Consider the following 13,581-nt stretch of genomic DNA (forward strand, 5'->3'; position numbering starts at 1 on the left):
GAAAAAGAGAACCACAGGGGACGTGGTGGGGGGTGGGTGGAAGGTTGATGTGGGAGGAGGGCGGGACGGGGAAAAGGGGAAAAGGGAAAAAAAGGCCCCCCCCCCGCCCCCCGCTGGGGGCGGGGCCGGCCCCTTCTCCGCATGGGCTCAGGCGCCGCGTCGCACCCGCACCGCCCGGGACCGCTCCAGCGCACGCTCCCGCTCGCGCTCACGAGCCCGCTTCTTCGGCAGGCCCATCGCCACGACCTCGAAGTTGTCCTTGGTGATGTCCAGACGGTGGAACAGGTTGTCCGGGCCGGTCACGTACAGCGTGCCCACCCCGAGCCCCTTGAGCGACTCCACCATGCTCGGCCAGTGGATCGGCCGGTCGAAGGTATCCAGCATCATCGTGCGCATCCCGGCGGCGTCCCGGACGATCGTGCCGTCATGGTCGACGACCACGGGCAGGGACGGGTCGGCGAACTCGTACGCGCCGAAGACCTCCTCCTCCGCCTTGCGGCGCAGCGCGGAGAAGGCCGCGGCGTGCACCGGCGGCCGCATCGAGTACATGGAGTAGCCACCGGCCGCGCTGATGCCGGCCGTCAGGGCGTCGAGGTCCTTCTCCCGTACGGACAGCATGTGGAAGCCCGCGTCCAGCCGGCCGGAGGAGTCGTACCAGGCTCCCCGGTCGTCGAACCCGGCGAGGATCTCGTCCAGCCGGTCCTGCGGGGTGCGGACGAAGCAGTGGGTGACCACGTCCTGGTAGACCTCGGCGAAGTACTCCTCCTCACAGCGGGCCGACTCCGCGGTCAGGCGGACCACCTCGGGGAAGGAGAGCGACCCGACGAAGGCCGCGGTCGCCTTCTGCCCGAAGCTGGGCCCGGCGCACACGGTGGGGGAGACACCGAGGGTGTCCACGGCCCGGTCCGCCAGCGCCATCGAGTTCACCAGAAAGGCGATCTGGAAATCGACCGAATAGTCTTCCGCGGCGGACCGGAACCGGTCGAACACCGAATAGCCGAGCGCCTCGTCGGCCTCCGCCAGACGCGCCCTCGCATAAGGGTCGAGCAGCAGATACCGGCCGACCTCGGCGAAGGAGGCGGGGCCCATGCCGGGGAATACGATCGCGGTCCCGGTCCGGGAATCGGCGGAGTCGTCCGCGTTCGCCGCGGGAATCTCATCGGAACGAGTCATGATGCGTGAATGCCTTTGCTTTCGGGAAATCAAGTGCGGGAGAAGGGCGACGGGAGACGAGAAAACGGCCTCGCACCCGGCCGGCGCGCGAGTGCGCCGGTCCGGGCACGAGGCCTGGAGGGAGGGAAACAACGTCGAAGAGGGGGAGGGAGTGAGGGGTCAGTCCTGGGCCCTGCGGTGGAAGCCCTTGATGCCGATCGTCCCGAAGATCAGGATCGCGGCGGTCAGAGCCGACACGTCCACCCACAGCGGGATCGAGCCGGGCCCGCCGGGCGGCAGCAGCAGTGCCCGGATCCCCTCGCTGACGTAGGTCAGCGGGTTGAAGGCGCACAGCACCTGGAACCAGCGGACGTCCGCCAGCCCGTGCCACGGGAACTGGGTGCAGCCGGTGAACATCAGCGGGGTCAGCGTCACCGCGAACACGATGCTGATGTGCCGCGGCGGGGCCAGCGTGCCGATGGTCAGGCCCACCGTGCTGCCGGCCAGCGCGCCCATCAGGAGCACGCCCACCGTGGCCGGGAAGCTGTCCATGGGCCAGGACGCGTGGTCGAGGATCAGGAAGCCCATGGGGATCATCAGCAGCGAGGCGATGATGCCGCGCAGCATGCCGAAGACCAGCTTCTCCACGGCCACCAGGGTGGTGGGGATGGGGGCGAGCAGCCGGTCCTCGATCTCCTTGCTCCAGGAGAAGTCGATGATCAGCGGGAGCGCAGTGTTCTGTAGGCTGACCAGGAAGCTGTTGAGCGCCACCACACCGGGCAGCAGCACAGCCTGGAAGCCGCCGCCGGTGTAGCCGAGTTCGCCCAGCACCTTGCCGAAGACGAACAGGATGAAGAACGGCTCCACGAGCACCTGGGCGAGGAAGGTGGGCAGTTCGCGCCCGGTGACGAAGATGTCCCGCCACAGGATGAAGGAGAAGGTACGGGTCACCGAGCGGACGCCGGTGGGCGCCGGCCGCAGGCCCTTCGGGAAGTCCGCGACCGGATCGGACGCGGAGACGGAGACGGAGGCGGACGCGGTGGCGTGGGTGCTCATCGCAGCTCCCGGCCGGTCAGCGCGATGAAGACGTCCTCCAGTGTCGCGGTGCCCACTTTGATGTCCTTGATCTCGCAGTTCGCCGCCGAGAGGGTGGTGATGGCGGCCGGAAGCAGCACGCCGGTCGGCGCGTCGGTGTAGAGGCGGAGCCGGAGGGGCGCGTCCGCGCTGTCGGCGACCTCGGCCGCCGGGTCCTCGCCGGCCCGCTCGACACGGTCGACCCGCGTCACCGCCTCGATCTTCTCCAGCAGCCGGATGACCTCCACGGCGCCGGCATCGGCCGCCGGCCGCACCGTGAGGGTGCAGGCGGTGCCGCTCAGGCTCTCCATGAGCGCCTGCGGGGTGTCCAGGGCGAGCAGCCGGCCGTGGTCCACGATGCCGACGCGGTCGCACAGCCGTGCGGCCTCGTCCATGTCGTGGGTGGTGAGCACGGTGGTCACACCGCGCCCGCTCAGCTCGGCCACCCGCTCGTGGATGAACAGCCGGGCCTGCGGGTCGAGTCCGTTGGCCGGCTCGTCCAGGAAGAGTACGTCGGGCCGGTGCATCAAGGCCCGGGCGATCATCACGCGTTGGGCCTGGCCGCCGGAGAGCTGGTCCCCGCGGTCCTTGCCGCGGTCGGCGAGCCCCACCCACTCCAGGCACTCGTCGGCGAGCCGGCGCCGTTCGGCCCGGCTCACGCCGTGGTAACCGGCGTGGAAGGTCAGGTTCTGTCGCAAGGTGAGCGACTGGTCGAGGTTGTTGCGCTGCGGTACGACGGCGAAGGCCCGGCGGGCCTGGGCGGGATGGGCCACGACGTCCACGCCCTGCACGAACGCGCGCCCCGCGGTGGGGGCCACGCGGGTGGTGAGGATGCCGATGGTCGTCGTCTTCCCGGCTCCGTTCGGTCCCAGGAATCCGAAGACCTCGCCCCGGCGGACCGAGAAGCTCAGGCCGTCCACGGCCGGCCGATCCCGGTTCCGGTACTTCTTGACAAGTCCGTCGACCACGACAGTGGAATCCACGGGTCGTTCAGGTTTCATTTATGCCTGCGAATCAAGCGGGACGCGACAACGGCGGCCTGCGGTCCGTGCGGGGAATATCGCGTGACCGGCCGCGCGTCGGGCGCCGACTGAATAGGACACGGAAGTGATGTGCTCCTGTCTAGCACGCCGGATCCGGCCATGACTTGGCCGGGCCCGCGCCTAGGGGCGCCGCGGAAATGCTTAGGGGGGAAGAGGGGTGATCATGTATTGCCGCCGGAAAATATGCTCCCGGTGTCGCCGCGTGACCGCGCCGGACTCTCTCCGATCGCCTCACCTTTCCGCGAGGAGACCCCGTGAAAGCACTCGTCCTGTCGGGGGGATCCGGCACCCGTCCGCACCCCCTGCCCGCCACCTCCGCCGAGCGACCCCAGCCGGCGGCGGCCGAGCCCGTCCTCTTCCGCGTCCTCGAAGGGATCGCCGACACGGGCATCATCGACGTCGGCATCGTCCTCGGTGACGGCGCCGACGAGGTCCGGGCGGCGGTCGGCGACGGCGCCCGCTTCGGCGTCAGCGTCACCTACCTCCCCCAGCGCCGGCCGCTGGGCCCGACCCACGCCCTGCGCTGTGCGCGGCACTGGCTGGGTGAGGACGACTTCGTCACGCACCCGGGCGACACGTTCGTCCCGGGCGGGATCGGCGGGCAGATGGAGGAGTTCCGCACCCGCCGGCCCGCGGCACAGGCCGTGCCGGACCGGCCCGGGGTGTACTTCTTCACGGACGCCGTGCACCGGGCCGTCGACGCCGTACGGCCCGCCGGCCCGGCCGCCCGAGGCGAGGCCGAGCTCGACGACGTCGTCCGGTGGCTGGCCGACCAGGGCCTGGAGGTGGTCCCCGGCAGCGCCGTCGATCACGGTGAGCCACCCACCCGTTCATGAAGGCCCTCCGCACGGGAGGCGCCGTCCGTATGCCCGACCACGAGTCGTCAGGCACCACCCGAGGCGGAGTTCCAGGGAGCATGACCCATGCGCACAGCCGGCCCCCCACCGGGGAGACCACCCCCGACGAGGTCGGCCTGATCCAGATCCGGCAGCCCGCCGTCCCGAGCAGCTACCGGATGATCTGCTTCCCGAGCTCACGCAACTCGCCCCTGTGCTACCTCGCGATGGCCGAGTTACTGCTGCCCACGGTGGAGCTGCTCATCGTCCAGTACCCCGCCATGCCCTCCGAGGAGAACCTCGAGCCGGAGGCCGGCACGGTACTCGCCGACAAGATCTACGAAGCGGTGCGGGGCTGGGCCGATCGCCCGTTCGCCCTGTTCGGACACCGTCTGGGAGCCGACCTCGCCTACGCGGTGGGCTGTCGGCTGGAGCGGGAGACTTACACGGCGCCCCTGACCCTGTTCGTCTCCGGACGGACCGCACCCAGCCACCGCGGCAGTCTCGGCCCACCCCAACTCGACTGTCGCGTCGTGGCCCTGACGGCCCATCACGACCCGCGCGCCACCCTGTCCGGGGTCCGGGCCTGGCGCCGCAGCACCTCCGGCCGGTTCGACCTGGAGGTCTTCCCCGGCGCGCAGGGGTACCTGAAGTCCTACCGCCGGGAGGTGGTCAACATCGTGCACGACCAGCTGATTTCGCTGGGTGCACCCGACCCGGACTGAGGGGCCCGAAGGGGCCGCTCAGGGGTACCCGCACCCCGCCCGGCTGCCTAGCGTGCCGGCTGGGGACCCGTGTCCACGGCACGACCGACCGAATCCCATCCCCGGTGAATTCGCCAATCCCGCGACCCACCCCCTGAACGGGCCCCGACCCCGGCCCGGCGGACCGCACGCCGCCGGGCCGTCTCACGGCCCAGAGGAAGGACATTGTGCGACCGATGACCGCGAAGATATGTGCAGCCGACTCAGTACGGACCATCGACGAGTTCGAACAGGACGCCCTCCGGGTGGCCGGGGCGATCCGCGAACGGGGCGTCGGCCTCGGCGACCGGGTCATGCTCAAGGCCGGCAACTCGGCGGGCTACGTGTGCGTGCTCTACGCGCTGATGCACGTCGGCGCCTCGATCGTCCTCGTCGACCAGCAGGAACACCCGGAGGAGACCCGCCGGATCGCCATCCGCACCGGCGTCAAGGTCACCGTCGTCGACGACGACACCCCCATCTACGCAGACGCCGACCCCATGCACCTCTACGAGCTGATGGTCGCCGTCACCGACCACGAACCCACCGCCCCCGCCCTGGACTTCGGCCCCTGGGGCGAGCTGCCCGACGGCCTGATCATGTGGACCTCCGGCTCCACCGGATCCCCCAAGGGCGTGGTGAAGTCCGGCGCCTCCTTCCTGCGCAACCTCAGGCGCAACGCCGACCAGGTCGGGCACCGCCCCGACGACGTCCTGATGCCGCTGCTGCCCTTCGCGCACCAGTACGGCCTGTCGATGGTGATGATCGCCTGGCTCACCCGCTGCTCCCTGGTGATCGCCCCCTACCGGCGGCTCGACCGGGCCCTGCGCATGGCCCGCGACGCCGGGGTCACCGTCATCGACGCCACCCCCTCCAGCTACCGCAGCATCCTCAGCCTGATCACCCGCAAGCCGGCGCTGCGCGACCACCTGGCCGACACCCGCATGTTCTGCGTCGGCGCGGCCCCCCTCGACGCCCCTCTGGTGGAGCAGTACAAGGCGGAGTTCGGGCTGCCGCTGCTCGACAGCTACGGTTCCACCGAACTCGGCAACATCGCCTTCGCCACCCTCGACAACCCGGTCGCCACCGGCCGGGCCATGGAGGGCATCCGGCTGCGGATCGTCGACGAGGACGGCCGCGAACTGCCCGCGGGGGAGACCGGCGAGATCGAGGTCGACACCCCCGACGCCCTCCTGGCCCAGGTGGCCGACGACGGCACCATCGTGCCGGCCCACGCCACCGGCTGGCAGGCCACCGGTGACCTCGGCCACCTCGACGCCGACGGCAACCTGCACGTCCTGGGCCGCAAGTTCGCCGTCCACCGCATGGGCTACACCCTCTACCCCGAGCTGATCGAGCGGAAGGTGGCCGCCGAGGGCTGCCCCACCCGGATCGTGCCGCTCCCCGACGAACTGCGGGGCTCCCAGCTCGTCTTCTTCGTCGAGGACGAGGAGATGCGGGAGGCCGGGCACTGGCGCGAGCGGCTGTGCTCCCTGCTGCCGGCCTACGAACAGCCCAACAAGGTCGTGGTGTTGGAGCGGTTTCCGCTGAACCGCAACGGCAAGCCCGACAAGAAGGCGCTCGCGGCGCTCGCCGCCGAGTCCTGAAGGACCCCGCCGGCACGCCGAAGGCGCCCCCGCTCTGCCGCGGGGGCGCCTTTCCGCGTGCGGCCCGCGCGCCGCACGTTCCTCGGGTCAGCCGTCGTAGGGGAGTTCGACCGGCGCCAGCGCGTCGAAGAGGTCACCGGGGCCGGGGTTGTCCGGGTGGGTCGCCCCGCCCAGGTGGTCCACCACGCCCCAGACCGCGTTCAACGCCGTGGTGACGGCGCCCTCCGCGAACCCACCGGTCCAGGACACGTCGTCGCCGCACAGGAAGAAGCCGCGCCGGTCGGCGGCCAGCCCGCGCTGCATGAACTGGGTGAACAGCCGGCGCTGATAGCGGTACTGGCCCGGCAGGTTGGCCTTGAAGGCGCCCATGAAGTGCGGCTCGTTCTCCCAGGTGATGGTGAGCGGATCGCCGATCACATGGGAGCGGACGTCCAGCCCGGGATAGATCTCCGCGAGCTTGCCCAGCAGCACCTCGAGCCGCTCCCGCGGGCTCAGCGTGGCCACCTTCAGCGAGTCGTCGTTCCAGGTGTACGACAGGCACATCACGCCCGGGCGGTCCGCGCCGTCGTCGAACAGGTAGACCCCGCGCGGCAACCGGTCGGTCAGGGTCATGCTCATCACCGGCAGCCCGGTGTCCGGGTCCACATCGTTCCAGAACGGCCGGTCCGTCAGCACGAACAGCTTGGACGAGCCCATGTAGTGGGTCCGCTCCACCGCCGTCCACAGCGGCGCGCTCAGCAGCGCCGGATCGGCCTCCACCCGGTTGAGCAGCGTCCACACGTGCGGGGTGTAGACCACGGCGGGGAAGCTCTCCCGCCGTCCCTCGGTGTCGGTGACCGTGAACCCCGTACCGGCCTCGCGGGTGACGGCCCGCACACCCGGTCGGGGGACCCCGTCGTGCAGCGAGGCCAGCGAGGTGCCCGCCGGCCAGTGCGCGCAGGCGGCCGGCCGGTGCTCCCACAGCCCGCGCGGCACCTGCTGGGAACCGCCGAGGATGGCCACCTGGTGGTCGTCGGCCTCGGTGTAGACCACGCGCAGGATCTCCAGCAGCGAGTTGGGGAAGTCGGTGTCCCAGCCCCCGGTGCCGAACCCCACCTGCCCGAAGATCTCCCGGTGCCGGAACGACCGGAAGGCCGAGCTGGTGGCGAGGAAGCCGTGGAAGGACTGGTCGTCGAACTCCCGGACCAGCCGGTCCCAGACGTGCTTGAGGGTCTCCACGTCGCGCCGCCGGACGGCGTCACGCATCGTGGACAGCTCGGCCCGCTCCTGCAGGGCCTTCTCCCAGGCCTCCGCCACCTCCTGGTAGACGTCCGGCAGTTGATCGGTGTTCCGCGCGACATGGCGTACGCCGCCCAGGTCGATCAGGGTGCTCGGGGTGTGCGGGGCGAGGGGGTTGGGGAACGGGCTGGTCCGCAGCCCCAGCAGGTCGATGTAGTGGAACAGGGTGCGGGCCGACACCGGGAAGCGCATGGCGCCCATCTCCGCCACGCAGCCGGGCTGCCCGGGGAAGGCCACGGAGCGCATCCGGCCGCCCAGTTGCTCGGCCTCGTAGACGACTGGGCGCAGGCCCAGCCGCATCAGCTCGTACGCGGCGGTCAGTCCCGCCATCCCGCCGCCGACCACGGCCACAGGTGTGCCGGCGCGGTCGGGTGGCAGGGAGCCCAGGCCCGCCGGGTGGCGCAGCCAGCCGTCGTAGGAGAACGGGAAGTCCGGAACGAGCATGGTGGCGGGGGCCGGGCTTGCTGATGTCATCTGGAGTACCTCTCGGGCCGGTGCGACATCGCTTCCAGGGGGAAACCGGAGACGAGCCGGGCGCAGCCGGGGACGCGGCGTCGCGGCGGGCCCGGACGGCGGGGTGATCCACGCGCCGTACGCCGTGCACAGTCGGTCCGGTCCTCGCACGCTACGCAGCGGCCGCGAAGCCGGACAACCCCTACCGACCCGGGTGACCGACCCCGCCTTCGAGGCCGTACGGCGTGCTGGGCGGGGTGGTGTCCCCGGCCGCCGCGGCCCGGCGGGCGGGTACGGCGATCGCGGTGACGACAAGGCCACGGTGCGCGAGCCAACGGCCGGTGAACGCCGGCACCGGCCGGCCGTCCGGGGCGGTCCCCGGGCGCAGGACGCGGGCCCGGAACGTGCCGTGCCGGAGGCCGCCGCCGCTGCCGTCGGCCGCGCCGTCCTCGTTGTCGTCCTCGCGGAAGGAGATGAGGGCGTCGTCGAAGTCCAACTCGGTCCCCACCAGCGGGAACCAGGTCTTGTATACGGCCTCCTTGGCGCTGAACAGCAGTCGGTCCCGGCACAACCAGGCCGCGGTCACCGGGGTGCGCGCCCAGGCGAGCTCCTGGGGGAGGGCGATCGACTCCAGCACCCCCCGGGGCAGGGGCCGGTCGGGCTCGGCGTCGATACCGACCGCCACCAGGTCGGTGTCCCGGGCGAGTACGGCGGCCCGGTAGCCGGCACAGTGGGTCATGCTGCCCACCACTCCGGCGGGCCACCGCGGCACGTTGCGCTTCCCCGGCAGGACGGGGGCGGGCGGCAGCCCGAGCGCCGCCAGCGCGCGGCGGGCGCACCCGCGTACCGTGGTGAACTCCTCGCGCCGCTCCTCCGGTGCGGCGGCGACCAGGGCGGCTTCCTCGGGATAGAGCACCGCGGAGCCGTCCGGCCCGAAGGCCTCGCTCGCGGCGACCCCTACGGGCAGCAGGGTCTCGATCACGTCCGGGCCTCCTCGCGGGTGTGGGGCAGGATCTGCCGCAGCAGGCCCTTGGGGTGCCCGCGCCGGCGCCACTCGCGTGGGTAGCCGATCGACACCTCCTCGAAGCGCACCCCGTCGTACCAGGTGGTCCGGGGGATGTGCAGGTGTCCGTACACCGCGGCGGCGGTACGGAACCTGCGGTGCCAGTCGGCGGTGAGCACGGTGCCGCACCACTGCGCGAACTCGGGGTGCCACAGCACCTCCGTGGGCTCGCGGACCAGCGGGAAGTGGTTGACCAGGATCAGCGGCACCGCCGGGTCGTGCGCCTCCAGCCGGCGCAGGGTCTGCTCGACCCGGGCCCGGCACCAGGCGTCCCGGGTCGGGTGGGGGTCGGGGTGAAGGAGGTACTCGTCGGTGCAGACGACGCCGGCCTCGTGCGCCCGGGCCAGCGACTCCTCCTTGGTCGTGGTTCCCTTCACCCTGAACGTGTAGTCGTACAGCAGGAACAGCGGGGCGACGGCGGCGGGGCCGCCGGGCCCCCGCCATACCGGCCAGGGGTCCTCGGGGGTGGCCACGCCCAGCCCGCGGCACATTTCCACGAGGTACCGGTAGCGCTGCTCGCCACGGGACTGGACCGGGTCCTCCCGCGGGGTCCACAGCTCGTGGTTGCCCGGGGCCCACACCACCTTGGCGAATCGGGCGGCCAGCAGGCGCAGCGCCCATTCGATGTCCTCGGTCAGCTCGCCGACGTCGCCGGCCACGATCAGCCAGTCGTCCGGGTGGGCAGGCCGCAGGGATTCGGTGATGGGCCGGTTGTCGGCCATCCCGACGTGCAGGTCGCTCACCGCGAGCAACCGGGGCCCGGCCGCGTCGGCGGGCGTGGGTCTGCCGACGGCGGCACCGGCCTGCGGGGCGGAATCAGGCGGTGTGTGCGACATCTGTATCCCAACTGAGCGGCAGGTCTTGACGGCGTGTGATGTTGATCTTCCGGTAGACCCTGGTCAGATGCTGTTCCACCGTACTGACGGTGATGAACAGCTTGGTCCCGATCTCCCGGTTCGTGTAGCCGCGCGAGGCCAGCGCCGCCACGCGGCGCTCGGCGTCCGTCAGCGTGGCCGCCGTGGTGGGCTGCGGCCGTGCGGAACCCGGCTCCTGTGCCGCCGTGACCACCTCCGGGGCGCTCTGCGCGGGCTGGTCGGCGTGGAGGCGGTGGGAGAGGTCCCGGGCGCCGCAGGCCTCGGCGATCCGCCACGCCCGGCGGGTGCAGGCCTTGCCCTGAGCCGCCTCGCCGAGCTGCTCGTACGCCGCCCCGAGATCGGTCAGCGCGCGGGCCAACTCGTGGGAGGCGCCCTCCTCCTGGAGCAGGGCCACGGCCCGCTCCAGCAGTGCGGGCCGCTCGTGTGCCGGCCGGGTGCTCGCCAGGACGCGCAGGGTCAGGCCGCGGACCCGCGGTCCTGCGCCCGCGGCGAGCTGTTCCTTGGTGAATCGGTCCGCCTGTTCGTGGTCACCGAGGGCCACCGAGGCCTCCGCGACACCCACCCGCCAGGGCGCCAGTCCCTCACGGTCCATGTTCCACTCGACCATCAGCTTTCCGCAGGCCATGAAGTCCGTGAGCGCCGCGTGATGCCGTCCGGTGGTGAGGCGGTGCTGTCCACGCGCGTAGACATAATGCAGCCCGTAGCGCGTCAGCATCATTTGCTCGGGCACCGGGTGGTCCAGCAGGGCCGCCGCCGCCTCGTGGTCGCCCATGGCCGTCTGCGCCTCGATGAGGGCCGACAGCGGCATGCCGATGCCCACGCCCCAACCGTGCGGGGGAAGTTGCTCCAGCGCCTGCTCCGCCAGGCGTCGCGCCTGCGCCAGCTCGCCGCGGCGCAGCGCCATGTGCGCGCGCATCGCCTGCATGACCGCGGTCCAGCCGGGCGCGCCTCGCCCGGCGGCCTCCTCCAGCAGCCTGTCGGTCCACAGGGCCGCCGCGCCCAGCCGGTCCGCGTACAGCAGGGCCATCAGGCACGCCCGTACCGTGACGTGGGTGTCCTCCGTGAGGCGGGTGCCGGCCAGGATCCGCTCGGCGTGCTCGGTGAGATCCTCGTCCGCCGCTGCCCGGTCCCGGCGGCCCGGGGCCGCGCGGGTGGTGCCCGCACGAGTGCCGGAGCCCGCGCTCAGCACGCCCTCCAGCACTCCCACGGCGGCCGCCAGGCCGTCCCCCGGGTTGCCCGCCGCGAGTACCGCGCTGTCCCAGGCCGGGCCGAGGGCCTGGTCCAGCCGATCCAGCAGCGTGGGGAACGTGGAGGCCAACATCAGCCGTACGCCGCGCAGTTCGGCCGCGAGCGCGGGGTCGGGAGTCTCCGGAATGCCATCGACGGCGTGCCGGATCGCTGTCGCCGCGTCGTTGAACCAGCCGTTCCACAGCAGGTCGCCGATGAGGCACAGGGAGTCGGAGGCCGACGGCGTGCCCTCCCGCAACGCGGCGCTCAGCGGCAGGAGTTCCCGCGGCCAGGCGGATGGTTTGACCCGCCATATGGACTTCGCCATGCTCGTCCGGAGCCGGAACCGCTCCCGCTCGTCCGTGGAGCACTGCTCCGCCAGCCGCAGGCAGCGCACCGCGAACCCGACCCGCTGGGAGGCCAGCGCCGTGTGCGCGGCGTCGCTCAGCACCTTCGGTACCCACTCCTCGTCCGGCAGGCCCGGCCCGTGACCCAGGAGGTGCGCCGCGACGGCCATGGGCGCCGCACCGGCCTCGTACAGCAGCCGCGCCGCGCGGCGGCGCAGCCGGGACACGGCGTCGTCGGAAAGGCTTTCCAGCACGGCAGTCCGTACCGCGCTGTGCCGGAATCGCATCCCCTGGAGGATGCCCGCGTCACCGAGGGCGGCCACCACCTGTTCCACGGCCCGCTCGTCGGCCTTCACCAGCCGGGCCAGCAGCGGCAGTTGACCCGCATGTCCCAGTAGCGCGATGCCTTGGGTGACTCGCAGGCCCTCGGTGCCCGTCCGGTGTACGCAGATCAGCGCGTTCTGCAGGAAGTGCTCACCGGCAGGGAACGGTGCGTCGGCAGGCTCCGCGCCCCGCTGCCGGGGGACATGGTCGTCCAGCAGGCTGCACACCAGCAGCGGGTTGCCGCCGGTGGCCGCGTACAGGGAAGCGGCCAGGCGGGCGACGTGCGCCGTACCGGCCGCCGTACCGGCCGCGTCGGCCGTGTCCTCGGTCCGCTGGGCCAGCAGCGCTTCCACTCCCCGCGCGCTGAGCGGGGCCAGCCGCAGACGCAACCCTTCGACCTGGTGGAGCAGTTCCTCCAGGACGCGTGGCGGGGTCCTGCCCGCATCGGGGCCACGTGTGACCACCAGCGACAGGCCCGTCCCGGCGGCGTCCGCCCGGCGGAGCGCGTACAGGAGGCAGTGCAGGGACTGCGGATCGGCGTACTGCACGTCGTCGATGGCGATCAATACCGGCCCGCGCGCCGCGAGTCCGGCGAGCCGGGCGTGGAAGGCCATGAGGGTGTGCGCGGGGACGAGGTCCCCGGTGCCGGGCGGCCCGTGGAGCGGGAGGGGACTCGAGGCGTCGGGGGTGTCGCGCAGGAGTTCTTCCACCACGCTGAAGGGGATGTTCTGTTCGGCGGCGGAGGTCACGGCGCTGAGAAGCCGGACGCCGGAATCGGCCGTCCGCTCCAGTACGCGGTGGAGCAGAGCCGTCTTGCCGGACGCGACCGGGCCGCTGATCTCGGCGGTCCGGCCGGGTCTCGAGGGGCCGTCGGGGGCGATGCCGGGTCTGGACGTGTGCGCAGTGCCGTGGGACCCGGCGGCGCCGGTCACCCAGAAGGTCAACTTGGCGATCTGTTCCTCACGCTCCACCAGCATGGCTGTGGATGCCTCCCCCGAGTGGATGCGAACGGTCTCATGGCGTGAAATGGCCATTGCTTCGATTTCCCGCGGGTGCGGGATGGCGGTGCCCCAGGAGTGCATGGAGTTCAGCGCTCGCCATTGGTCAAACGGCGGGCGCATGCCTTTCGTTCGGCGGTCGACTTGAACTGTATCAACTTCCGGAAAGCCGACTACTTGCTCTCCCATGCCGTAATACGCACGTAAGTTCTTCGAGGTTCAGTCGGATCGATGTCGGATCCGATTCGTCACCATCGGAAACCTCAAGGAAACCTCAAGTTCGCGCGGATTCGGCTCTTTTCGCTCTCTAGGGGTGGCCGCGCGGAGAATAGGGGTCACAGGTGGTGGAGAAGCGGTGGGGCCGCTCGTTAAATGACTGGGCGTGGGCCGGGAGGTCCGTGGGAACCGATGAGCCGCCCGCACCGCGGGGCCGGGGTCGAGAGGGCACATGACGACGAACCTCACTGGGCGAGTGGCCGAGCTGCACGCCCTTCGCGAGCAGGCGCGGCGTGGTCCCAGTGACCGTGCGACCGAGGCGCAGCATGCCAAGGGCAAGCTGAC

10 protein-coding genes are annotated in these 13,581 nt (G+C 71.7%); 3 read left to right on the forward strand and 7 right to left on the reverse strand.

Translation table 11 applies throughout. The features are described 5' to 3' along the window. Window positions 1-147: 147 nt before the first annotated feature. The 3 genes from AC0699_RS31955 to AC0699_RS31965 form a co-directional block, all read right to left on the reverse strand. Complete coding sequence (locus tag AC0699_RS31955; protein ID WP_478667412.1) at window positions 148-1,173, reverse strand: ACP S-malonyltransferase; 1,026 nt, start codon at window positions 1,171-1,173, stop codon at window positions 148-150. A 159-nt stretch (window positions 1,174-1,332) separates the two neighbouring features. Beyond that, entirely contained in the window at window positions 1,333-2,208 is an 876-nt protein-coding gene (locus AC0699_RS31960; protein ID WP_478667414.1) for an ABC transporter permease, read from the reverse strand. Next, window positions 2,205-3,194, reverse strand: coding sequence for an ABC transporter ATP-binding protein (locus tag AC0699_RS31965; protein WP_478667417.1), 990 nt, complete (start codon window positions 3,192-3,194; stop codon window positions 2,205-2,207). Before AC0699_RS31965 ends, AC0699_RS31960 begins: the two co-directional genes overlap by 4 nt. A 329-nt stretch (window positions 3,195-3,523) precedes the next feature. On the opposite strand from AC0699_RS31965, the gene AC0699_RS31970 reads away from it, so the two are divergent. The 3 genes from AC0699_RS31970 to AC0699_RS31980 all read left to right on the forward strand — a co-directional run bounded on the left by AC0699_RS31970 (window position 3,524) and on the right by AC0699_RS31980 (window position 6,455). After that, window positions 3,524-4,105: a sugar phosphate nucleotidyltransferase gene (locus AC0699_RS31970; RefSeq protein WP_478667419.1), complete on the forward strand. Its 582-nt coding sequence runs from the start codon at window positions 3,524-3,526 to the stop codon at window positions 4,103-4,105. Window positions 4,106-4,185: 80 nt separating this feature from the next. Next, complete coding sequence (locus AC0699_RS31975) at window positions 4,186-4,830, forward strand: thioesterase II family protein (RefSeq protein ID WP_478667420.1); 645 nt, start codon at window positions 4,186-4,188, stop codon at window positions 4,828-4,830. A 215-nt stretch (window positions 4,831-5,045) separates the two neighbouring features. Beyond that, complete coding sequence (locus AC0699_RS31980; RefSeq protein ID WP_478667423.1) at window positions 5,046-6,455, forward strand: class I adenylate-forming enzyme family protein; 1,410 nt, start codon at window positions 5,046-5,048, stop codon at window positions 6,453-6,455. Between the two features lie 87 nt (window positions 6,456-6,542). On the opposite strand, the gene AC0699_RS31985 is transcribed toward AC0699_RS31980, so the two are convergent. The 4 genes from AC0699_RS31985 to AC0699_RS32000 all read right to left on the reverse strand — a co-directional run bounded on the left by AC0699_RS31985 (window position 6,543) and on the right by AC0699_RS32000 (window position 12,999). After that, on the reverse strand, window positions 6,543-8,207 hold the full coding sequence (locus AC0699_RS31985; protein ID WP_478667424.1) for a flavin monoamine oxidase family protein: 1,665 nt from the start codon (window positions 8,205-8,207) through the stop codon (window positions 6,543-6,545). Window positions 8,208-8,388: 181 nt separating this feature from the next. Beyond that, window positions 8,389-9,168, reverse strand: coding sequence for a 4'-phosphopantetheinyl transferase family protein (locus tag AC0699_RS31990; protein WP_478667426.1), 780 nt, complete (start codon window positions 9,166-9,168; stop codon window positions 8,389-8,391). Next, window positions 9,165-10,085, reverse strand: a complete 921-nt coding sequence (locus AC0699_RS31995; RefSeq protein WP_478667428.1) for a metallophosphoesterase family protein — start codon at window positions 10,083-10,085, stop codon at window positions 9,165-9,167. The genes AC0699_RS31990 and AC0699_RS31995 overlap by 4 nt, the downstream gene beginning before the upstream one ends. Then, entirely contained in the window at window positions 10,066-12,999 is a 2,934-nt protein-coding gene (locus tag AC0699_RS32000) for a helix-turn-helix transcriptional regulator (protein WP_478667430.1), read from the reverse strand. Before AC0699_RS32000 ends, AC0699_RS31995 begins: the two co-directional genes overlap by 20 nt. Between the last annotated feature and the right edge of the window lie 582 nt (window positions 13,000-13,581).

The sequence above is a fragment of the Streptomyces sp. NPDC043870 genome (assembly GCF_056435785.1).